Genomic DNA, 20,035 nt, shown 5'->3' on the forward strand with positions numbered 1-20,035 from the left:
GTGCCCTCCGCCTAGTCGCGCAGCAGTTCGTTGATGCCGGTCTTGGATCGGGTGCGCTCGTCGACCCGCTTGACGATCACCGCGCAGGCGAGGCTCGGACCACCGTCCTTGCCCGGGAGGCTGCCCGGCACGACCACCGAATAGGCCGGCACCCGGCCGTACATCACCTCACCGGTCGCCCGGTCGACGATCTTGGTCGAGGCGCCGAGGAACACGCCCATGCTGAGCACCGCGCCCTTCTCGACCACCACGCCCTCGGCGACTTCGCTGCGCGCGCCAATGAAGCAATCGTCCTCGATGATCACCGGCCCGGCCTGCAGCGGCTCGAGGACCCCGCCGATCCCGGCGCCGCCCGAGATATGGACGTTCTTGCCGATCTGCGCGCAGCTTCCGACCGTCGCCCAGGTGTCGACCATCGTTCCTTCGCCGACATAGGCGCCGAGGTTGACGAAGCTCGGCATCAGCACGGCGCCCGGCGCGACATAGGCGCCCCGGCGGACGATCGCGCCCGGCACCGCGCGGAAGCCCGCTTCCTGGAACTTGCCCGCGTCCCAGCCTTCAAACTTGCTCGGCACCTTGTCCCACCAGCTGGCGCCACCCGGGCCGCCCGGAATGGTCTCCATTCCGTTGAGGCGGAAGCTCAGCAGCACCGCCTTCTTCAGCCACTGGTTGACGACCCATCCGTCGGGACCCGGCTCGGCCACCCGGACCACGCCCGCATCGAGCATGCCAAGCGCCCATTCGACCGGCTGGCGAACCTCCTTCGGCGCGTCGGTCCCGAGGCTGTCGCACTTCTCCCAGAGAGCGTCGATGATCGGTTCGAGTTCGTTATTCTGGTTCAAGCCTCGTCTCCAAGCAGGTCGTGCAGCCAGTCCGCGACGTCGCTGATGGTGACGTCGATATGGCCGGGGTCGCAGTCGTGATTGCCGCGCTCCGAGCCATTGTCCACCCACACCGTGGTCATTCCGAGCGCCTTCGCGGGCCGTAGATTCTGCGCCATGTCCTCGACCATGCAGGCCCGCGTCGGATCGATCCCCATCCGCGCGCACAGCAACTCGTAGCCATGGCGCTGCGGCTTGGGTTGCAGCTCGGCCGCATGGATGTCGTGGAGATGCTCGAATTGGTCGGCGATTCCGATCCGGTCGAGCACGCGGCGGGCATAAGGCGCATCGCCGTTGGTGAAGACGAACTTGCGACCGGGCAGCCGCCCGAGCCCCTGCGCCAGCCGCGCATTGGCGCCGACCCGGTCGAGCGGGATCGCATGGACGTCGTCGAGGAAGTCGTGGGGATCGACCCCATGCTCCCTCATCAGCCCGGCGAGCGTCGTTCCGTGGGTGTGGAAATGATGCTTCTGAATCCGCCGCGCCTCGGCCGCCTCCACCCCCAGGAGCCGCTGGATATAGGCGCCCATCCGCTCGTCGATCAGCGCGAACAGTCCGGTCGAGGCCGGATACAGGCAATTGTCCAGATCGAAGATCCACGCTTCGATGTGGCCGAATGTCGCTTGATGGTGCCGGGAGAGCGCAGAACCTGCCATAATGAATGGGCCTAGCGTTGGTTCCGCCTTTCAGCAAAACGAAAGGATTCGTTAGGCATAAGCCGCTAGAAGAAAGTGACTATTTCCTAGAGGTTTGCGGAAGGATTGGGCGAATGAGGAAGGCGCTTCTGGGATCATCGGCCGGTGCGGCCATGCTGGCGCTGTCGGCATGCGGTGGTGGCGGCGGCGGAGGCGTGAACTCGACTCCGACTCCGCCGAGCAATCTGACTCCCGCGCCGACCCCGGCGCCGACGCCCACGCCAACCCCCGCACCGGCGCCGACCCCGACGCCCACGCCCACCGTCAATTACAACACGCAGGAATATCTTAATTCGAACGCGGCGGTCGCGGCCAATGCCATCGCCGCCTACAATGCCGGGGCGACCGGCCGCGGGGTCAAGGTCGCGGTCATCGACAGCGGCATCAATCCCGCGATCAGCGAATTCGCCGGCAAGATCGATCCGGCCAGCCGCGACGTCACCACCGCCGGGCGCGAGCTCGCCGACGAGCAGGGCCATGGCTCGGCCGTGGCCGGGGTCGCCGTCGCCGCCCGCGACAACAACAACATGCATGGCGTCGCCTTCGATTCGACCGTCATCGCCCTTCGCGCTGATACGCCCGGCACTTGCACCGACACCGAGGGCGATGGCTGTTCCTTCAACGACCTCAACATCGCTCGGGGCGTCGATGCCGCGGTTGCTGCCGGGGCGCGGGTCATCAACATGTCGCTCGGTGGATCGGAACCCGGTTCGACCCTGCTCTCCGCCATGCAGCGCGCGGTCGCCGCGGGCGTGGTCTTCGTCATCTCGGCCGGCAACGACGGCGACAAGCCCGAAGGCGTCAACGCCGATCCCTTCGCCGCCGTCCCCGCCACCTATTTCCCGGGTAAGATCATCATCGCCGGCTCGGTTGGGACCACCGTCGGCGGGGTGACCAGCGGCCTCGACCAGCTCAGCGTCTTCAGCAACAAGGCGGGCACCGCCGCCAACGCCTATCTCGCCGCGCTCGGTTCGGGCGTCCGCACCGTCAACAAGGATGGCGTGCCCTCGCGCTGGAGCGGGACCAGCTTCTCGGCCCCGACCGTCAGCGGCGCCGTCGCCTTGCTCGCCTCGGCCTTCCCCAATCTCACCGGTACCCAGATCGTCGACATCCTGTTCCGCTCGGCCGACGACCTCGGCGCGGTCGGGACCGACGAGATCTTCGGCCGCGGCCGGCTCAACATCGCCCGGGCGATGCAGCCGATCGGCACCGCCACCCTCGCCGGAAGCGGCACGCCGATCACCGGCCAGACCGCCGGTGCTCCGCCGGCCGCGGGCGATGCCCCGCCGGTCAACGGCAGCGGTCTCGGCGCGATCATCCTCGACGGCTATTCGCGGGCCTTTGCGGTCGACCTTGCCCGAAGCATTCGCGCCGCACCGCGGACCGAGCCGCTTCGCCGCGCGCTCGACGGGTCGGTGATGGTCGGCGGCGCCCGCGCGGGCGGGGTCAGCATCGCCATGACCATTGCGCAGCGCAAGGATGCGGTCGGGACCATGCTCCGCCAGACCGGCATCGGGCCCGAGGACCTCCGCAAGGCCCGCCTCATCGCCGGGTCCGCAGTCGCGCGCCTCGACGACCGGACCGCCATCGCCATGGGCTTCTCCGAAGGCGCCAAGGCGATGGAGCGCCGGCTCTCGGGCGCAGACGCGGGGTCGTTCCTCATCGCCAAGGACGTCGCCGGCAACCCCGGCTTCGACGCCAAGCGCGGGACGTCGATCGCGGTCCGCCGCAATCTCGGCCCCGCCGCGATCACTTTCTCGGGCGAGACCGGCGAGGTCTACAGCGAGCGACGCCTGACCTCGCTCGATTCCCCCTATCGCTGGACCAATGTCGCGCTCGACCGCAACTTCGGCCGGACCTGGCTGTCGCTCGGCCTCGGCCGCCTCGACGAGAAGCGCAGCCTGCTCGGCGGGCAGATGACCGACCTTCTCGGCGGGGGCGGGGCGGCGACGACCTTCCTCGACCTCGAGGCACGGCGCGAGCTCGGCAACGGCTGGACCGCGAGCCTCAATGCGCGGCGCGGCTGGACCAGCTTCGCCGGCGGCGCCTTCCGCACCGGTGCCTATGGCCTCGACCTGTCGCGCGCCGACCTGCTGAGCGACGGCGACCGCCTCGGTTTCCGCCTGTCGCAGCCGCTCCGGATCGACGGCGGCGGTTTCGCGATGAGCCTTCCGACCTCGTTCAACTACGACACCATGACCCCGGGCTACAGCATTGTCCGCTCGAGCCTGGTGCCGCGGGGACGCGAGGTCGATGCCGAGCTGAGCTATCAGCGCCGTCTGCTCGCGACCGGCTGGCTCGGCGGCAACGTCTTCGTCCGCCGCCAGCCGGGCCACATCGCCGCGGTCGATGCCGACGTCGGCGTCGCCGCGCGATTCAGCCTCGGTTTCTGACGCGCGGGGCTTTAACCGGCCTGCAATGGGTGGCACCTAGGCTCCCACCCATGATCGACAAGCCAGCCGACCCGGCCGCCGCCAAGCGCGAGCGGATCAAGGCCATCAGCCGAACCGTCCACAGCATTCCGGTGGAGGAGGGCGGCCAGCTGCGCCGTCCGAAGGCCGTGCCTGCGATTGCCGAGGCCCCGTCCGGCGAGCATTTCTGGCGCAGGACCGCGCTCACCGCCGGCGGGGTCGCCGGGGTGGCAATCGGGTTCGCGGCCGGCCTGCTCGCCGGTCGCCGCCGCTGATATTTTCTAGAGAAGGCCGCCCGGTTCGGCCGTCACCACGCCGGTCCCGACGAGAATGACGGCGATGGTCAGCACCAGGGCCGCGACATAGGCAAGAGAGCGAAACCCGCCGCCCGATTGGGGGCGGGTCGCGTTCGACAGACGATCGTTCATCCGCGCACAACTATCGAGGGCCGCACAAGGTCCCGGATTCGTTGAAGAAGATTCTTGCATCCGTCGCCTTCGACCCGCCATGACGGCGTTTGGGGGAGATTGAGCATGACGCAGCGCTGGGGCTTGTGGGGCGGACTGCTGCTGTTCGGGCTTTTGTTGCTGCTCGATCCGCCCGCCGGAATGCCGCTCGTCGCCTGGCACGTCGTCGCGCTGTCGGCGCTGATGGCCTGCTGGTGGATGACCCAGGCCCTGCCGCTGACCGCCACCGCGCTCTTGCCCTTCCTCCTGCTTCCCGCCTTCGGGGTGATGACCGCGACCGCTGCAGCGGCGACCTATTACAGCCCGATCCTCTTCCTTGTCCTTGGCGGAGCGATCATCGCGCTCGCGATCGAGCGCACCGGCCTCCATCGCCGGCTGGCGCTGGCGATCATCGCCCGCGGCGGGACCACGCCCTCGGCGATGCTGCTCGCCTTCATGACCGCCACCGCGATCGTCTCGATGATCGTCTCCAACACCGCGACCACCCTGATCATGATGCCGATCGCGGTCGCGGTGCTGCGCGCCGCGCGGATCGAGCCCGGCCATACCGACGGCTTCGCCGGGGCGCTGGCGATGGGCATCGCCTTCGCCGCCTCGATCGGCGGCCTCGCGACCCTCGTCGGCTCGCCCACCAACGCCATCGCCGCCGGGATCATCGAGCGCGCCATCGGGCTGCGCATCGACTTCCTCCTCTGGGCGACATTCGGCGTGCCGCTGGTGCTGGTCGCCATTCCGCTCTGCTGGCTGATCCTGCTCAAGGTGCAGAAGGTCGCCCCGACCGACTTCGACCCCGCCGCCGCCATGGCCGCGATTGGCGAGGCCGGACCCTGGTCGAGCGCCGAGAAGCGACTCGTGCCGGTCATCCTCCTCACTGTCGCCGCCTGGGTCGTCCTGCCGCTCGTCGCCGACCGCCTGCCCAAGGACGTGCTGGTCGACGGCACGGTCGCGGTGGTCGCGGCGCTCATCCTGTTCGTCCTCCCCGACGGGACCGGCCGTCCGATCCTCACCTGGGTCGAAGCCAATCGCGCGCCGTGGGACGTCATCATGCTCTTCGGCGGTGGCCTCGCGCTGGCCGCGGGGATCGGCGAAAGCGGCCTCGACACCTGGTTAGGGGTCGCGCTCGCGCCGCTGAAATCGGTCCATCCGCTGCTGATCGCGCTTGCATTAGTCGCCCTGGTGGTGGTGATCACCGAATTCGCCAGCAACGTCGCCGCCGCCTCGGGGATCATCCCGGTGGTCGCGGGGATCATCGCCGCGACCGGAATCGACCCCATCCTCCTCGCGCTCCCCGCCGCCTGGGCCGCGAGCTGGGGCTTCATGCTGCCGAGCGGCACCGGGCCAAACGCCATCGCCTGGGCGACCGGGCACATCGCGCTCCCCCGAATGCTCAAGGCCGGGCTCCTGCTCGACATCGCGGGCGTGCCCCTCCTCGTCGGGATGGTCTGGCTATTGCAGCCCTTGCTGGGCTAGGGGCTCAGCCCATGGAAAACGAAGCCCAGATGAGCGGTGTGCCCGCCAAGCGCCCGATGAAGAAGAGCCCGACCGCGATCGGCAACCACCAGCTCAGCCCCGAGACGATGATGATGGGCTTCGGCTTTGACCCGGCCCTGTCCGAGGGCAGCCTCAAGCCGCCGATCTTCCTCACCTCGACCTTCGTCTTCGAGACCGCGGCCCACGGCAAGCGCTTCTTCGAAGGCATCACCGGCAAGCGTCCGGGCGGTGCCGAGGGCCTCGTCTATTCGCGCTTCAACGGCCCCAACCAGGAAATTCTCGAAGCCCGACTCCGCCTCTGGGAAGAAGCCGAGGAAGCGCTCGCCTTCTCGAGCGGCATGTCGGCCATCGCCACCTTGCTCCTTACCTACGCCCGCCCGGGCGACGTCATCGTCCACTCGGGTCCGCTCTATGCCGCGACCGAGACGTTGATCGCCAAGATCCTCGGCCAGTTCGGCATCACCTGGCTCGACTTCCCCGCTGGCTCGACTCAGGAAGAGATCGCCGCGGTGATCGAAGCCGCAAAGGCCAAGGGCCGCCTGAGCCTCATCTATCTCGAGAGCCCGGCCAACCCGACCAACGCGTTGGTCGACGTCGAGGCGGTCCGCGCCGCCCGTGACGCCGCCTTCGCAGGCGGCGACGTGCCGCCGATCGCGATCGACAACACCTTCCTCGGCCCTCTCTGGGCGCGGCCGCTGGCGCAGGGCGCGGACATCACCGTCTACTCGCTCACCAAATATGCCGGCGGGCACAGCGACCTCGTCGCGGGCGGCCTGGTCGGCTCGAAGAAGTTCCTCGATCCGATCCGGATGATGCGCAACACCATCGGCACCATCTGCGATCCCAACACCGCCTGGATGCTGCTGCGCAGCCTCGAGACGCTCGAGCTCCGGATGAGCCGCGCGGGCGAGAATGCCGCCAAGGTCTGCGAATTCCTCCGCACCCATCCCAAGGTCGAGAGCGTCGGCTACCTCGGCTTCCTCGAGGAAGGCAGCCGCCAGGCCGACATCTACAAGCGCCACTGCACCGGCGCGGGCTCGACCTTCTCGCTCTACCTCAAGGGCGGCGAGAAGGAGGCCTTCGCCTTCCTCGACAACCTGACCATCGCGCACCTCGCGGTCAGCCTCGGCGGCACCGAGACCCTCGCCAGCGCGCCCGCGGCGATGACCCACCTCAGCGTTCCCGACGAGCGGAAGGCCGCCCTCGGGATCACCGACAATCTCGTCCGCATCAGCATCGGCGTCGAAAATGCCGACGACCTGATCGCCGACTTCGCCCACGCGCTCGACGCCGTCTGAGCCGCTCGGCCACGCCCCTTGGGCGGCAGCACTTCCACTTCGGTTGGGAAGCGCTGCCGCCTTGGGAGCATTGCCTTAACACACTGGTAAAAACGCTCGCCTAGGCAGGGGCCATGTCGGTCTTCCAGAGCCTCGCGCTGTGCGGAATCTTCATGGTCGTGGGCGGGTGCGTGATCCTCGCTTTCGCCATGGCGCGATCGCGCCAGGAGCTTCGCCAGAGCAATTTGCTCCTTAAGGATTTGCTGACGACGATGCGCGACCGGCTCTAGCCGGTCAGCCCCAGTCCTCGATCGCCCAGCCGCGCGCCTTGGCGAGCGTCGCGAGCTTCGCATGCGGGTTCACCGCGACCGGCTCATCGGACCATTCGAACACCGGCGCGTCGCTGGCATGATCCGAATAGAAGCGGACATGGCCGTGCCGCCCGGTCAGGCCGCTCGCCTCGACCCAGTCGGCGACCATCCGCATCTTGGCCTCGCCATAGCAATTGTCGCCCTGAATCCGGCAGATGACGCTGTCGTCGAGGCCGAGCATCGTGTTGGTCCCGATGACGTCGTCGAAGCCCAGCCGCCGCGCGATTGCCGCCGCATAGAAGCGATAGCTGGCGGTCGCCATCACCACCCGCCGCCCCTGCGCCTTGTCACGCGCGATGGCGGCACGGGCGCCCGGCCGGATATTGGTCGCGACTTGCTGCTCGGCGAAGCTCTCGACCAAGGGCCCGAGCGCTGTGGGCGAGATGCTGTGCCCGATCAGCAGCCGGTGGTTGATCTCCTTCAGCCGCCCGCGGGTGATGAGCTTCGCCACATAAGCCAGCATCGACAGGACCACCAAGGGCACGAACAGCAGCCGCCACGGCGCCCGCTTCGCCGCGCAATGGAGCAGGAAGTTCGTATAGGTGGCGCGGCGCGTGACCGTCCGGTCCATGTCGTAGATGGCGAGGTCCATCAGGCGCGGCCCTCGAGGATCGCGCTCACCAGCCGGTGATCCGACGGCTTGTCGACGTCGACTGCCGCCAGCGGATCGCTCAGCACCACCGCGCGAAGCGAGATGCCGAGCCGCCGCCCGAGCCCGAGCGCGGTCTGGTGGATGTCGCGAATCCGGAGCACCGCGCCGAGGAACAGCGGCAGCCCCAGCTGGAGCAGCACCCGCCAGCCCTTCTTGCGATCCTGCTCGATCGCCCGCCAGCGCTCGACCCCGGCGCGGGCCTCCGGCGAAGCGAGGGCGAAGAGGTTGGCGCCGCTGTAGAGTTCCTGCCCGAAGCGGAGCCAGGTGCGCTGCGCCTCGGGGAAGCGGGCAAGGAGGTTGGTCCGGCTGACCACCCCCACCGCCACGTCACAGCCTTCGGCGCCGGTCAGGAATTCCTCGACCATCTGCGGGGTCAGCAGCGCATGGTCGGCAGTGGTCACCAGCAGCGGGAAGTGGGTCGCCGGATCGTCGCAGATCTTGAGCAAGGTCTCGGCGATGGTCCGCTCAGACCGCTGGATGTGCACCGCATTGTCGCTCGGGATGACCGCATCGAGCCGCTCAGGCTGTTGGGTGAGGACGCGCACCTCGCCGATGGCGGGAACCGCCCGCAGCGCCCGGATCGGTCGCAGCAGCATCGGTTCGCCATGGATCGGGAGCAGCGGCTTCAGGTCGACACCGAGGCTCTCGGCCAGCGGATCATTGGGCCGCGACCCGGCCAGCAGCAGGGCCGTCCAGCGCGCGGTCACGGCTGGTCAAGCCAGCTGACGATCGTCCCGCCGCGAAGCTTGACGTTCTCGGCCTGGGCCAGCCGAACCGCATGGAAGATGAGGCTCAGCACCGACCACAAGGCAACCAGCTCGATCCCGAGGTCGGGCCGGCCGGCACACAGGCAGGCGACCAGGATCACCATGTTGGGGTTGCGCCGGGCGGTGATCAGCCGGAACTGGCTGTCGATCCGCTTCCAGACGTGGATATGCATCCCGAAGCGCCACTTGAACGCGCCCTCGATCAGCCGTCCAGCAATATAGGTGCCGACGATCACCGCCAGCAGCCCGCCCTTGTAGACCTCCTCGAGCTGGTGGCCCGCGGCGCCAAGCCCGTGCAGCCAGGCCCACCACCAGAAGGGCGGATGGATGAGGTCGATGCCATGGTCGAACTTGTCGCCCCACTTGCTCGACTGGCCGGTGGTACGCGCCAGCTTCCCGTCGACCGTGTCGAGTACCATGAAGACGAAGCCGACCGCCGTGCCCGACCAGTAATGGCCATTCCAGTAGAGCCAGAAGGCGAGGGCGCAGAAGACGAAGCCGATCAGCGTGACCTGGTTGGGGCTCATCCCCGCCTGCGCCGCCCAGCGGGTCAGCCAGAAGGCGGGGCGCCGCCACAGGTAGAGCGTCAGGACATCGGTGACGCCCTTGTAGGCGGCATCATAGAGGGCGCGCTCGACCGGGATCGGATCGGCCGGATCGACCGCCATCACGAACGGCCGTTCGCGCTTGCGCAGTTCGAAATAGCTGAGGCTCGCCGTGCGCGCGTCAAGCTGCGCCAGGCTTGCGGGGTCCGTGTCCGCCGGCCGTCCTTCGGAAAGGTGGACCAGCACCGCACGCCCATCGAGCATCAGCGCCGTGTCGGGGCGGTTCTTGAGCTCGGCGAGCCACGCCGGATCCCAGGCGAAGCCCATGTCGGCAAGGATGCGGGGGCGGGAAGAATCCTCGGCCTCACCGACCGCAAGGCCGGCCTTGGCGGCGACCTGCTCGGCGCGGGCGCGCGCGGTCCGGCCGAACAAACGCACCGGCGGATCGCCGATGCTTAGGAACTGAATGGGGCGGGCGGACGTCTCGGCCATGATGGAATCGGCGAAAAGCGGCAAAGCTTGGCAATAACAAGGCAGATGGTGACATCGGCCACACGCTTGCCGTTGCCAAGCTTTGCGGGCATGTCCCACGAATAATGGCTTCTGCGGCGGTGCCCGAGACGGATGATCATGTCTTCGCGCCCAGCGGCGCGTTGACGATTGCGCGCGCCGGTTCGACGCAGCGCGAGCTCGATCAGGCTCCTGATCCCCTCACCATCGACCTCTCCAATGTCGAGCGGATCGACACTGTCGGCGCCTGGCTCGTCCATCGCACCGTCCGCGACCGCAATGCGAAGGTGGTCGGCGCCTCCAGCGACGTCGAGAAACTGCTCGCGCAGGTTGGTGACGCCGATCGCGCGGTCGAGACCAAGCCGCCCAAGAAGCTCGGCGCGGTTGGCGAGCTCGGCCAGTGGGCGATCGACAGCGGGCGGACGCTTGCCGGGCTGGTCGGCTTCTTCGGCGCGACCCTGATCAGCTTCTTCGCCGTCATCACCCACCCCAAGCGCTTCCGCTTCAACGCCGTCGTCCAGCAGTTCGACGTCGTCGGCGTCCGCGCGCTCGGGATCATCGGGCTGATGAGCTTCCTGATCGGGATCGTCGTCGGCCAGCAGGGCGCGGTCCAGCTCCAGCAGTTCGGCGCCGAGGTCTATACGATCAACCTGATCGGCCGGATCACCGTCCGCGAACTGGGGCCCCTGATGACCGCGATCATGGTCGCGGGCCGCTCGGGCTCGGCCTTCGCGGCGCAGATCGGGACGATGAAGATCACCGAGGAAGTGGACGCGATGCGCACCATCGGCGTCTCGCCGGTCGAGGCGCTGGTCGTCCCGCGCGTCCTCTCGACCATCTTCGTCATGCCCCTGCTCGCCTTCTGGGCGATGCTGACCGCGATCATCGGCGGCGGCGTCTTCTGCTGGCTCGGCCTCGAGATCCCGCCGCTCACCTACATCCAGCGAATGGCCGAGGTCGTGCCCGCGACCGATCTCTGGGTCGGCCTCATCAAGGCGCCGGTGTTCGGCTTCATCATCGCGCTCGCCGGCTGCTTCCAGGGCATGCTCGTCGCCAATGACGCCGAGCAGGTCGGACTCAAGACCACCTCCGCGGTGGTCCAGTCGATCTTCCTCGTGATCGTCCTCGACGCGGTGTTCGCCGTCTTCTTCAGCTCGATCGGCTGGCTCTGATGAGCGTGCCCTTCCCCGAATCGAGCCCGATCCTCCCCGACGAGGAACAGCCGATCATCCGCGTCCGTGGGCTCGAGAACCGCTTCGGCGACCAGATCGTCCACCAGGACCTCGACCTCGACGTCCGCCGCGGCGAGATCATCGGCGTGGTCGGCGGGTCGGGTACCGGCAAGTCGGTGCTGATGCGTTCGATCATCGGGCTCCAGCGTCCGACCGCCGGCGAGATCGAGGTACTCGGCGAGAACATGATCGACCGGCCCGAGGACGAGGCCAAGAACATCCGCCGCCGCTGGGGCATCCTGTTCCAGAATGGCGCCCTCTTCTCGACCCTGACCGTGGCCGAGAACGTCCAGGTCCCGATCCGCGAATATTTCCCCTTCATCAAGCAGCCGCTGCTCGACGAGATCGCCGGCTACAAGATCGCCATGTCGGGCCTTCCCGACAATGCCGGGGGCAAATATCCGAGCGAGCTGTCGGGCGGCATGCGCAAGCGCGCCGGCCTCGCCCGGGCCCTCGCGCTCGACCCCGAGCTCCTCTTCCTCGACGAGCCCACCGCCGGCCTCGACCCGATCGGCGCGCAGGCCTTCGACCAGCTCATTCTCGACCTCCAGAAGCGGCTCGGCCTGACCGTCTTCCTCATCACACACGATCTCGACAGCCTTCACGCGATCTGCGACCGGGTCGCGGTGCTGGCCGATCGACAGGTCATCGCGGTCGACACGATCGACCGCCTGCTCAAGCTGGACCACCCCTGGATCCAGGAATATTTCAACGGACCCCGCGGCCGCGCCGCGGCGGCGGCGTAGCGAGAGACCATGGAAACCCGCTCCAATCAGGTGCTCGTCGGCACCGTCGTCCTGGCCCTCCTTGTCGGCCTGCTCTTCTTCGCGGTGTGGATCGCGGGGCTGAAGACCGACAAGCGCAAATGCTTCGACATCTATTTCAGCCAAGGCGTCGGCGGCCTCAACGAGGGCTCGAACGTCAGTTTCTCGGGCGTCCCGGTCGGGCAGATCACCGACATCTCGCTGCTGCCCGACCGCCCCGAATTCGTCTGGGTCCGGATCGCGGTCAAGGAAAGCACCCCGGTCCTCCAGGGCACCAATGCCCAGATCAAGGGCGTCGGCTTCACGGGCGTCAGCGAGATCCAGCTCGACGGCGCGGTCAAGGGCGCTCAGCCGCTGACCCAGCTCGGTCCGCAGGGCTGCCCGGTCATCCCGAGCTCGGCCGGCGGCCTCGGCGCGCTGCTCAACTCGGCCCCGGAACTGCTCGAGCGCATCCAGCGCCTGACCGAGCGGCTGACCGAGCTCCTCAGCGACCGCAACCAGAATGCGATCTCGGACATCCTCGAGAATATCGACAAGACCAGCAAGGTTCTCGCCGATCGCTCGCCCGAGATGGCCGACACGCTGACCGAGGCCCGGGTCGCGGCGCGCAATGCCGCCCGCGCCGCCGACGAGGTCGCCAAGCTCGCCAACAGCAGCAACGTCGTGGTCCAGCGCGACGTCCAGCCGGCAGCGGCCGACCTTCGCAAGACGCTCCAATCGCTGCAGCAGACCTCGGCCAACATCGACACGTTGGTCGCCGACGCGCGGCCGGGCGTGCAGAATTTCTCCAAGTCGACCCTGCCCGAGGTCAATCGCCTGGTCCGCGACCTGCGTGACCTCACCTCCAGCCTCGAGGGCGTCTCGAGCCGCCTCGAGCAGGGCGGCGTGACCGGCGTCCTCGGTGCGCCCAAGCTCCCCGATCACAAGCCCGGAAAGTCCCGCTGATGCGTCTTACCATCCTGCCCGCGCTGGCCGCTCTTGCCCTTGCCGGCTGCTTCGGCGGCGGCAAGGTGCCCGCGACCCTGCTGACCCTGACGCCCTCGGCCGCGCCCGCCGCGATCGACCGGGCCGGGGCCGCCGGCGACGCCGTCTCGATCGAGCTTCCGGTCGCGTCGAAGGAAATCCGCCAGGTCCGCGTGCCGGTGCTCGAGGCGCCGGGCCGGGTCACCTACGTCAAGGATCTCCAATATACCGAGACCCCGGACAGGCTATTCCAGCAGCTGCTGAGCGAGACGATCAAGCGTTCGACCAACCGCGTCGTCATCGATCCCCGCCAGACCGGGATCGATCCGGGGACGCGCGTCTCGGGCCTGCTCGAAAGCTTCGGCTATGACGCGACCACGGGCCAGGTCACGGTGACCTATGACGCGACCGCCGCGCGCGGGGCGACGGTGCAGACCCGCCGCTTCACCGCCTCGGTCCCGGCCGACGGCACCGCCGCGACGGTCGGCCCGGCGGTCAATCAGGCCGCCAACACCGTCGCCCGCGACGTCGCGATCTGGATCGGCCGCTAGGCCAAACCAGCCCTAGAGGCTCTTGCTGGCGAGCTCGAACACGTCCTTGCTGAGCCCCGGCTCACGCAGGATCCGCTCGAGCGCCTCGCGCATCAGCGCGGCCCGGCCCGGCTCAAGCTTCCGCCACCGCCCGAGCGGCGCGACGAAGCGCGCGGCGGTCTGCGGGTTCAGCTTGTCGGCCGCGACGATCGTCTCCGTCAGCCAGGCGTAGCCGCGCCCGTCGGCCCGGTGGAAGGCCGAGGGCGTTCCGGCGAAGCTTCCCGCCAGCGCCCGCAGCCGGTTGGGGTTGCCGAGCGTGAAGGCCGGATGCACCGCCAGACGCTCGACCGTCGTCAGCGTCTCCTCGCCCGGCACCGAGGCCTGCACCGCGAACCATTTGTCGATCACCAGCGGATCGTCCTCGAAGCGCTGGTAGAAGTCGGCCAGCGCCCGCTCCGCCGCGTCGCCACCAAGCATCGTCAGCACCATCAGCGCCGACTGCCGCTCGGTCATCGTCCCCGCCGCCTCATATTGCCGGGTCGCAAGCGCACGGCCGAGCTCGGGCTCGCCTGCCGCAAGCAACCCGAGCGTCGCGCCGCGCAGGCGCCGAAGCCCCTTGTCGCGCCCGTCAAGGCTGTCGGCCTTCGCTCCCGCCGCCATCTGGTGCGCGCGGGAAAGGTCGTCGCGAAGACCTCGTCCGATCGCGGTCCGCATCGCTTCGCGCACCGCATGGACCTTGGCCGGGTCCGCCGCGTCGAGCTTGTCGATCAATAGGCTCTCGGCCGGAAGCGCGATCGCATCGGCCTTGAAGGCGGGGTCGAGCGCGTTGCTTCGCAAGGTCGCCCCGACGGCTTTCAGCACCGCCTCGGTCCGCAGCGGGCCGCCGCCGATCGCCGCGAGGAGATCGCGGGTCATCAGCTCCTGCCCGGCCTCGAACCGCGCGAAGCTGTCGCTGTCGCATTCGGCCAGCGCCTCGATCTCGCCCGGCCTGCGCTCGGCACTGACGATCACCGGCGCCGAGAAGTCGCGGTTGATCGACAGATAGGCCGGCTCGGCGACGTCGGCGAAGGGTTCGACCTGCTCGGCCTCGCGCAGCATCACCACCCGCTCGGGCGCGATCTCCGCCCCGCTCTCGGCGCCGATCAGCGCGACCTTGAGCGGAATGACCATCGGCTGCTTGGCCGGCTGGCCGGGGGTCGCCGGGACGCTCTGGCGCAGTCGGAGCGCGGCGCGGCCGCCCTGCTGCTCGAGCGTCGCGCTGATCCGCGGCGTGCCCGCCTGGCTGTACCACAAGCGGAACTGCGCCAGGTCGACCCCGCTCGCATCCTCCATCGCCTTGACGAAATCCTCGCAGGTCACCGCCTGCCCGTCGTGCCGCTCGAAATAGAGGTCGGTGCCCTTGCGATAGCGCTCGGGCCCGAGGATCGTGCGCATCATCCGGATCACCTCGGCGCCCTTGTTGTACACCGTGGCGGTGTAGAAATTGGCGATCTCGAGATAGGAATCGGGCCGGATCGGGTGCGCGAGCGGTCCCGCATCCTCGGGGAATTGCGCCCCGCGCAGCGTCCGCACCTGGTCGATCCGCTGCACCGCATGGCTGCCCATGTCTTCGGAGAAGCCCTGGTCGCGGAAGACCGTCAGGCCTTCCTTGAGGCTCAACTGGAACCAGTCGCGGCAGGTGACCCGGTTGCCCGACCAGTTGTGGAAATATTCGTGCGCGACCACCGCGGCGACCGCGTCGATGTCGGCATCGGTCGCTGTCTCGGGGTCGGCCAGCACGTAGCGGGTGTTGAAGATGTTGAGGCCCTTGTTCTCCATCGCCCCGAAATTGAAGTCGCTGACCGCGACGATGTTGAACCGGTCGAGGTCATATTCGCGCCCGTAGGTGCGCTCGTCCCAGGCTATCGAATCCTTGAGCGCCTGCATCGCCAGCGCGGTCTTGGGAAGGTCCGCCTCGCGCACCCAGATGCCGAGCTCGACCGTCCGCCCGCTCATGGTCCGGAACCGGTCCTGGTTGCAGGCCAGGTCGCCGGCCACGATCGCGAACAGGTAGCAGGGCTTGGGGAAGGGGTCTTCCCACACCGCCCAGTGAGTCCCGCCCGGACCGCTGCCGCTGTCGACCGGATTGCCGTTGGCAAGCAGGATCGGGAAAGCTTGCTGGTTGGCCGAGAGCCGCACCCGGTAGCGGCTGAGGACGTCGGGCCGGTCGGGGAAGAAGGTGATCCGCCGGAAGCCCTCGGCTTCGCACTGCGTGCAGAGGATCCCGCCCGAGGCATAGAGCCCCATCAGCTGGCTGTTTTTCTCCGGCGCGATCGCGACTTCGGTCTCGACCACCGCATGGTCGCCCGCCAGCGCCACCGCCAGCCGCCCGTCGGTGAACAGCGCATCGCGCCGCTCGCCGTCGACGCGCAGCGCCAGCAGCTCCAGTTCCTCGCCGTCGAGCAGCAAAGGCCGGTCGTGCGCGCCGTTGCGGGTGACCGTCAGCCGCGCCCGGACGATCGTCCGGGCAGGGTCGAGATCGAACTCGAGCGCGATCTCCGGCACCAGCCAGTCGGGTGCCCGATAGTCTTCGCGGAGGATGGGGGTCGGGGCGGCGGGCGTCTGGAACGCGTCACGGGCATCGAGCATGGCGACGGGCTTAGTCCGCGCACTTGAGGCCCACAACCCGCCGCCTGCCCACTCGTCGAACGGCGGTGGCGAACCGCGGCGAGCCGCCCTAGCAAGGCCATGGGGGGAATTTCACGATGCACGATCTGATGCTTGCCGCGGCCACCACCGGCTTCGACGTCAATGCCGCGACGCGCGCCTATCTCGACATGGTCGCAGGACCGATCCGGGCCCGTTCGGACGCCTATTTCGAGGGCGGCTATTGGATGCTCCTGTGGGGGACGCTCATCGCGGTCGGCATCCACTCGCTCGTTCTCCGGCTCGGCTGGTCGGCCGCGTGGAGCCGCTGGGCCGGCGCCCGGACCCGCCGCCCGTGGCTCCGGACCATGCTCTACGCGCTGCCCTTCGTCCTCGTGACGACCCTCATGGTCCTTCCCTGGACGCTCTACGGCGGCTTCTTCCGCGAGCATCAATATGCGATGAGCAACCAGACGCTCGGCGCCTTCCTCGGCGACCAGGGCAAGGAATTGCTCATCTCGCTGATCGTCATGCCGCTCATCCTCGCGGCGATTTATGGCGTGATCCGCAAGTCGCCGCGCCGCTGGTGGCTGTGGGCGACGGGCGTGGTGGTCGGCTTCCTGACCTTCGGCACGCTCCTCTCGCCGGTGTTCATCGCGCCGCTCTTCAACAGCTACACGCCGATGGCCGAAAGCCCCCTGCGCGACGAGATCCTCGCCATGGCGAGGGCCAACAACGTGCCCGCCGACAATGTCTATGTCGTCGATGCCTCGCGCCAGACCGACCGCATCTCGGCCAATGTCAGCGGCCTCGGCCCGACCGTCCGGATCAGCCTCAACGACAATCTCCTCAAGCGCACCAGCCCCGCCGAAGTGAAGGCGGTGATGGGTCACGAGCTTGGCCACTATGTCCTCAATCACGTCGTCAAGATGCTCTTCGCCTTCACCTCGGTGGTCCTCGCGGTGTTTCTCTTCGTGTGGTGGATGACCCCGCGCCTGCTGGCCCGCTACGGCGGCCGCTGGGGCGTGCGCGAGGTCGGCGATCCCGCCTCGCTGCCCGTCCTTTACATGCTCGGCGCGGTGGCGATGCTGGTCGCGACCCCGGTCACCAACTCGATCATCCGGATCAACGAGGTCGAGGCCGACGCCTTCGGCCTCGATGCCGCGCGCGAGCCCGACGGCTTTGCCCATGTCGCGATGCGCCTGTCCGAATATCGCAAGCTCGAGCCCGGCCGGATCGAGGAGCTGGTCTTCTTCGACCACCCCTCGGGCGCCAACCGCGCGCGCATGTCGATGGAATGGAAGGCCCGCCACCTCGCCGAGCTTCCGCCGGTCGAGCGTGCCCTCGTCCGTCCCGCGCCGCTCCCGGTGAAGGACTAGTCGGCGACCGGGGTCGGGACCACCTCGCGCCGGCTGGTCAGCGCCCAGACCATGCCGGCCATGGCGAGCACCGCCCCGCCCGCCGCGAGCGGGGTCCAGCGATAGTCCTCGAACACGGTCGACAGCGCCATGGCGATGATCGGCACGATGACGCTCGAATAAGCCGCGCGTCCGGCGCCGATCGTCCGGATGATCGGCATGTAGAGGCTGAAGGCGAGGGCGGAGGCGAACAGCGCGAGATAGGCAAGCCCCAGCCAGTAGCCCGGGCGCGGGTCGAACACCGGCGGCCCGCTCACCGCCAGCGCGAACAGCGCGTCGAAGCTCGCCCCGAAGATCATCCCCCAGGTCAGCATCGTCGGCAGCGGCACCTTCTTCGCCTTGTCGGTGGTCTGGAGCACGTTCGACACGCTCGCGCCCATCACGCCGAGGAGGGTCAGCCCGATCCCCAGCAGCACCTGGTCGAGCGGCGCCCGCGCGCTCTGCACCTCGTTCCAGAAGAGGAGCGCAATGCCCCCCACCGCCGGGATCGCCGAGAGGATGAAGCTGCGGCTCGGGCGGTGCCCGGTCCAGGCCCAGGCGAGCAGGCTGTTGGGGATGAGCAGCAGCGCGAAGACGCAGGCCACCAGCCCCGAGGTGATGTGATGCTCGGCGAGATAGACCGCGTTGAAGTTGACGCAGAACTGGCAGAAACCGAACAGGGCCGCGATCCGCCACGCGCCCGGCGGCAGCCGCAGCCCGCTTCCCTGCCAGCTGGTATAGGCCGCCATCGCGCCGGCCGCGATGACGAAGCGATAGGTCACCGACCAGTGCGCCGGAACCACCCCGAGCTGGTCGCGAATGACGATCCAGGTCGAACCCCAGATCAAGGTGATGATGGTGAAGAAGAGGAGGACCGTGCCGCGGCCGAGGGGCGCGCTCACAGCGCCCGGATCGCGTTCGCCAGCCGGTCCACCGCGCCGAGATCCTGGTCCCAGCTCGTCACCATCCGCGCCTCGCCGACGCCCCAGTCGTAGAAGTCGAACCCCTCCGCGCGGAGCCGCGCGGCTTCCTCGGCGCTGACCTTGAGGAACACCTCATTGGCCTCGACCGGGAAGACCAGCCGGTCGCCCGCCGCCTGCCCCAGCCGCCGCGCCGCCTCGTTCGCGGTCCGCGCATTGGCGAGCCAGATGTCATTCTTGAGCATCGCCAGCAATTGCGCGGCGAGGTAGCGGCCCTTGCTGAGGAGATGCCCCGAGCGCTTGCGCCGGCGCCTGATGCCGTCGGCGAGGCTCGGATCGAACAGGATCAGCGCTTCCGCCGACAGCCCGCCATTCTTGACGAAGCCGAACGACAGCGCGTCGACTCCAGCCTTCCACGTGAGCTCGGCGACGCTCGCCCCGGTCGACACCACCGCATTGGCGAATCGCGCGCCGTCGAGATGGAAGCCGAGCCCATGGCGCTTTGCCCACTCGCCCAGCGCCGCCGTCTCGGCCGCCGAATAGGTCAGGCCATATTCGGTCGCATTGGTGATCGACAGCGCATTGGCCTGGACCTGGTGGACGTCGGCCCGGATTCGCGACCGCGCCTCCTCCAGCGCGTCCGGGGTCAGCTTGGCGCCCGGCCCGTCGACCAGCAAAAGCTTCGCCCCACCCGAGAAGAATTCGGGCGCACCGGCCTCGTCGACCTGGATATGCGCCTCGCGGTGGCAGAGGATCCCGCCATAGGAAGGCACCATGCCGGCCAGCGCGAGGCAGTTGGCGGCGGTCCCGGTAGTCACCCAAAGGGCCGTGACCTCGCGCTCGAACAGGGTCGAGAAGGCAGCATCGAGCCGCTGGCTCCACGCGTCGCCGTCATAAGCCGTGTCGAGCCGGTCGGCCTCGGCCATCGCCTGGAACACCGCCGGGTGAACGGCCGCCGCATTATCCGAAAAGAAGCGCATGCGCCGCCTCTACCGGCCGCCGCCCACGGGCGAAAGCCGGGGCCCGGCAACTTCTTTTGCGATGTCTGGACTTACCTGGCGGGCGATCGTTCCGCCTGCGCTCCCCGAGGGGAGGAAAATGGTGCTGCCGGTGAGGATTGAACTCACGACCTCAGCCTTACCAAGGATGCGCTCTACCACTGAGCTACGGCAGCACTGTCCGGAGACGGGCGGGCCTATGGCGGTTGCCCATGCGAAGTGTCAAGGGAAGAGAATGAATAAGCAGGAAAAGGAAGCCCGTCTCGCCGCCGCGTTGCGCGAGAACCTCAGGAAGCGGAAGGCGGGGGCGGTGGCGGGGAGGCCCGAACCACTCCGGTCGGACAAGCCCGAGGACTGAGCCGCCGCGGCGTGACCGGCATCGCAGTGTTGGCCCAACGGCCATTGCGGCCGTCGTCGGAGGTCGTCCAATTCCCAGAAGCGCGAACTCCGACACGTGGCCGTGGCTGGAATTCGTAGTGAAGAAAGGCTAGGCCGCCGCCACTCGCATGGACCCGGTGCAATTCCGGGTGGCTATTCCG

At 68.5% G+C, this 20,035-nt stretch carries 20 protein-coding genes, 1 tRNA gene and 1 other annotated feature (1 of these 22 only partly in view); of the genes, 11 read left to right on the plus strand and 10 right to left on the minus strand.

All coding sequences use genetic code 11. The annotated features are described in order from the left end of the window. Window positions 1-11 precede the first annotated feature (11 nt). The gene (gene dapD / locus AC4GYU_RS04965; protein ID WP_491086880.1) at window positions 12-815 is read right to left on the minus strand and encodes a 2,3,4,5-tetrahydropyridine-2,6-dicarboxylate N-succinyltransferase; all 804 of its coding nucleotides are present in this window, start codon (window positions 813-815) and stop codon (window positions 12-14) included. Between the two features lie 23 nt (window positions 816-838). After that, the gene (locus AC4GYU_RS04970; RefSeq protein ID WP_491085790.1) at window positions 839-1,537 is read right to left on the minus strand and encodes a pyrimidine 5'-nucleotidase; all 699 of its coding nucleotides are present in this window, start codon (window positions 1,535-1,537) and stop codon (window positions 839-841) included. Between the two features lie 113 nt (window positions 1,538-1,650). Here AC4GYU_RS04970 and AC4GYU_RS04975 point away from each other — a divergent pair, with 113 nt between their 5' ends. Further along, complete coding sequence (locus AC4GYU_RS04975; protein ID WP_491085791.1) at window positions 1,651-3,969, plus strand: S8 family peptidase; 2,319 nt, start codon at window positions 1,651-1,653, stop codon at window positions 3,967-3,969. A 50-nt stretch (window positions 3,970-4,019) separates the two neighbouring features. Further along, a complete protein-coding gene (locus AC4GYU_RS04980; RefSeq protein WP_491085792.1) occupies window positions 4,020-4,262 on the plus strand; it encodes a hypothetical protein in 243 nt (80 codons plus the stop codon). A 6-nt stretch (window positions 4,263-4,268) separates the two neighbouring features. Here the strand turns inward: AC4GYU_RS04980 and AC4GYU_RS04985 are convergent, their stop codons facing one another. After that, window positions 4,269-4,415: a hypothetical protein gene (locus AC4GYU_RS04985; protein ID WP_491085793.1), complete on the minus strand. Its 147-nt coding sequence runs from the start codon at window positions 4,413-4,415 to the stop codon at window positions 4,269-4,271. Window positions 4,416-4,520: 105 nt separating this feature from the next. On the opposite strand from AC4GYU_RS04985, the gene AC4GYU_RS04990 reads away from it, so the two are divergent. The 3 genes from AC4GYU_RS04990 (at window position 4,521) to AC4GYU_RS05000 (ending at window position 7,512) form a co-directional block, all read left to right on the plus strand. After that, the gene (locus tag AC4GYU_RS04990) at window positions 4,521-5,924 is read left to right on the plus strand and encodes an SLC13 family permease (protein WP_491085794.1); all 1,404 of its coding nucleotides are present in this window, start codon (window positions 4,521-4,523) and stop codon (window positions 5,922-5,924) included. Between the two features lie 11 nt (window positions 5,925-5,935). After that, window positions 5,936-7,243, plus strand: a complete 1,308-nt coding sequence (locus AC4GYU_RS04995) for a cystathionine gamma-synthase family protein (RefSeq protein WP_491085795.1) — start codon at window positions 5,936-5,938, stop codon at window positions 7,241-7,243. 113 nt (window positions 7,244-7,356) lie between these two features. Beyond that, window positions 7,357-7,512 (plus strand): hypothetical protein, encoded by a 156-nt coding sequence (locus AC4GYU_RS05000; RefSeq protein ID WP_491085796.1) that lies wholly within the window; start codon window positions 7,357-7,359, stop codon window positions 7,510-7,512. A 4-nt stretch (window positions 7,513-7,516) separates the two neighbouring features. On the opposite strand, the gene AC4GYU_RS05005 is transcribed toward AC4GYU_RS05000, so the two are convergent. The 3 genes from AC4GYU_RS05005 to AC4GYU_RS05015 are packed head-to-tail and all read right to left on the minus strand — an operon-like array spanning window position 7,517 to window position 10,049. Next, entirely contained in the window at window positions 7,517-8,185 is a 669-nt protein-coding gene (locus tag AC4GYU_RS05005; RefSeq protein WP_491085797.1) for an HAD family hydrolase, read from the minus strand. Continuing rightward, the gene (locus tag AC4GYU_RS05010; protein ID WP_491085798.1) at window positions 8,185-8,952 is read right to left on the minus strand and encodes an NTP transferase domain-containing protein; all 768 of its coding nucleotides are present in this window, start codon (window positions 8,950-8,952) and stop codon (window positions 8,185-8,187) included. The genes AC4GYU_RS05005 and AC4GYU_RS05010 overlap by 1 nt, the downstream gene beginning before the upstream one ends. Continuing rightward, on the minus strand, window positions 8,949-10,049 hold the full coding sequence (locus tag AC4GYU_RS05015; RefSeq protein WP_491085799.1) for a CDP-alcohol phosphatidyltransferase family protein: 1,101 nt from the start codon (window positions 10,047-10,049) through the stop codon (window positions 8,949-8,951). Before AC4GYU_RS05015 ends, AC4GYU_RS05010 begins: the two co-directional genes overlap by 4 nt. Before the next feature lie 104 nt (window positions 10,050-10,153). On the opposite strand from AC4GYU_RS05015, the gene AC4GYU_RS05020 reads away from it, so the two are divergent. Genes AC4GYU_RS05020 through AC4GYU_RS05035 form a run of 4 tightly spaced genes read left to right on the plus strand, consistent with a single transcriptional unit; the run spans window position 10,154 to window position 13,577 of the window. After that, a complete protein-coding gene (locus AC4GYU_RS05020) occupies window positions 10,154-11,239 on the plus strand; it encodes an ABC transporter permease (RefSeq protein ID WP_491085800.1) in 1,086 nt (361 codons plus the stop codon). Further along, the gene (locus AC4GYU_RS05025; RefSeq protein WP_491085801.1) at window positions 11,239-12,045 is read left to right on the plus strand and encodes an ABC transporter ATP-binding protein; all 807 of its coding nucleotides are present in this window, start codon (window positions 11,239-11,241) and stop codon (window positions 12,043-12,045) included. Before AC4GYU_RS05020 ends, AC4GYU_RS05025 begins: the two co-directional genes overlap by 1 nt. Window positions 12,046-12,054: 9 nt before the next feature. Next, the gene (locus tag AC4GYU_RS05030; protein WP_491085802.1) at window positions 12,055-13,008 is read left to right on the plus strand and encodes an MlaD family protein; all 954 of its coding nucleotides are present in this window, start codon (window positions 12,055-12,057) and stop codon (window positions 13,006-13,008) included. Continuing rightward, window positions 13,008-13,577 carry an ABC-type transport auxiliary lipoprotein family protein gene (locus AC4GYU_RS05035; RefSeq protein ID WP_491085803.1) on the plus strand — a complete coding sequence of 190 codons (570 nt, stop codon included), beginning with the start codon at window positions 13,008-13,010 and terminating at the stop codon, window positions 13,575-13,577. Before AC4GYU_RS05030 ends, AC4GYU_RS05035 begins: the two co-directional genes overlap by 1 nt. A 12-nt stretch (window positions 13,578-13,589) precedes the next feature. Here AC4GYU_RS05035 and pepN read toward each other — a convergent pair whose 3' ends face one another. Next, complete coding sequence (gene pepN / locus AC4GYU_RS05040; RefSeq protein ID WP_491085804.1) at window positions 13,590-16,184, minus strand: aminopeptidase N; 2,595 nt, start codon at window positions 16,182-16,184, stop codon at window positions 13,590-13,592. A 116-nt stretch (window positions 16,185-16,300) separates the two neighbouring features. Between pepN and AC4GYU_RS05045 the strand changes: the two genes are divergently transcribed. After that, window positions 16,301-17,560 carry a M48 family metallopeptidase gene (locus AC4GYU_RS05045; RefSeq protein WP_491085805.1) on the plus strand — a complete coding sequence of 420 codons (1,260 nt, stop codon included), beginning with the start codon at window positions 16,301-16,303 and terminating at the stop codon, window positions 17,558-17,560. On the opposite strand, the gene AC4GYU_RS05050 is transcribed toward AC4GYU_RS05045, so the two are convergent. The 3 genes from AC4GYU_RS05050 to AC4GYU_RS05060 form a co-directional block, all read right to left on the minus strand. Continuing rightward, complete coding sequence (locus AC4GYU_RS05050; RefSeq protein WP_491085806.1) at window positions 17,557-18,480, minus strand: DMT family transporter; 924 nt, start codon at window positions 18,478-18,480, stop codon at window positions 17,557-17,559. The two genes, AC4GYU_RS05045 and AC4GYU_RS05050, sit on opposite strands and share 4 nt — an antisense overlap. Further along, entirely contained in the window at window positions 18,477-19,478 is a 1,002-nt protein-coding gene (locus tag AC4GYU_RS05055; RefSeq protein WP_491085807.1) for a threonine aldolase family protein, read from the minus strand. The genes AC4GYU_RS05050 and AC4GYU_RS05055 overlap by 4 nt, the downstream gene beginning before the upstream one ends. Window positions 19,479-19,597: 119 nt before the next feature. Then, a tRNA-Thr gene (locus tag AC4GYU_RS05060) sits at window positions 19,598-19,672 on the minus strand. A 59-nt stretch (window positions 19,673-19,731) separates the two neighbouring features. Here AC4GYU_RS05060 and AC4GYU_RS05065 point away from each other — a divergent pair. Next, window positions 19,732-19,854 (plus strand): hypothetical protein, encoded by a 123-nt coding sequence (locus AC4GYU_RS05065; RefSeq protein WP_491085808.1) that lies wholly within the window; start codon window positions 19,732-19,734, stop codon window positions 19,852-19,854. A 147-nt stretch (window positions 19,855-20,001) separates the two neighbouring features. Beyond that, window positions 20,002-20,035 (plus strand) — a sequence feature (sul1 is cis-regulatory element that is thought to sense ions involved in sulfur or methionine metabolism; They are found in Alphaproteobacteria); it runs 22 nt beyond the window's last position.

It is taken from the genome of Sphingomonas sp. SP2 (assembly GCF_058313385.1).

Bases quoted from the DNA above. Each gene is read 5' to 3' on its own strand.
- AC4GYU_RS04970 (WP_491085790.1), bottom strand. From the start codon at position 1,537: ATGGCAGGTTCTGCGCTCTCCCGGCACCATCAAGCGACATTCGGCCAC.
- AC4GYU_RS04975 (WP_491085791.1), top strand. From the start codon at position 1,651: ATGAGGAAGGCGCTTCTGGGATCATCGGCCGGTGCGGCCATGCTGGCG.
- AC4GYU_RS04980 (WP_491085792.1), top strand. From the start codon at position 4,020: ATGATCGACAAGCCAGCCGACCCGGCCGCCGCCAAGCGCGAGCGGATC.
- AC4GYU_RS04985 (WP_491085793.1), bottom strand. From the start codon at position 4,415: ATGAACGATCGTCTGTCGAACGCGACCCGCCCCCAATCGGGCGGCGGG.
- AC4GYU_RS04990 (WP_491085794.1), top strand. From the start codon at position 4,521: ATGACGCAGCGCTGGGGCTTGTGGGGCGGACTGCTGCTGTTCGGGCTT.
- AC4GYU_RS04995 (WP_491085795.1), top strand. From the start codon at position 5,936: ATGGAAAACGAAGCCCAGATGAGCGGTGTGCCCGCCAAGCGCCCGATG.
- AC4GYU_RS05000 (WP_491085796.1), top strand. From the start codon at position 7,357: ATGTCGGTCTTCCAGAGCCTCGCGCTGTGCGGAATCTTCATGGTCGTG.
- AC4GYU_RS05005 (WP_491085797.1), bottom strand. From the start codon at position 8,185: ATGGACCTCGCCATCTACGACATGGACCGGACGGTCACGCGCCGCGCC.
- AC4GYU_RS05015 (WP_491085799.1), bottom strand. From the start codon at position 10,049: ATGGCCGAGACGTCCGCCCGCCCCATTCAGTTCCTAAGCATCGGCGAT.
- AC4GYU_RS05020 (WP_491085800.1), top strand. From the start codon at position 10,154: ATGGCTTCTGCGGCGGTGCCCGAGACGGATGATCATGTCTTCGCGCCC.
- AC4GYU_RS05025 (WP_491085801.1), top strand. From the start codon at position 11,239: ATGAGCGTGCCCTTCCCCGAATCGAGCCCGATCCTCCCCGACGAGGAA.
- AC4GYU_RS05030 (WP_491085802.1), top strand. From the start codon at position 12,055: ATGGAAACCCGCTCCAATCAGGTGCTCGTCGGCACCGTCGTCCTGGCC.
- AC4GYU_RS05035 (WP_491085803.1), top strand. From the start codon at position 13,008: ATGCGTCTTACCATCCTGCCCGCGCTGGCCGCTCTTGCCCTTGCCGGC.
- pepN (WP_491085804.1), bottom strand. From the start codon at position 16,184: ATGCTCGATGCCCGTGACGCGTTCCAGACGCCCGCCGCCCCGACCCCC.
- AC4GYU_RS05045 (WP_491085805.1), top strand. From the start codon at position 16,301: ATGCACGATCTGATGCTTGCCGCGGCCACCACCGGCTTCGACGTCAAT.
- AC4GYU_RS05055 (WP_491085807.1), bottom strand. From the start codon at position 19,478: ATGCGCTTCTTTTCGGATAATGCGGCGGCCGTTCACCCGGCGGTGTTC.
- AC4GYU_RS05065 (WP_491085808.1), top strand. From the start codon at position 19,732: ATGAATAAGCAGGAAAAGGAAGCCCGTCTCGCCGCCGCGTTGCGCGAG.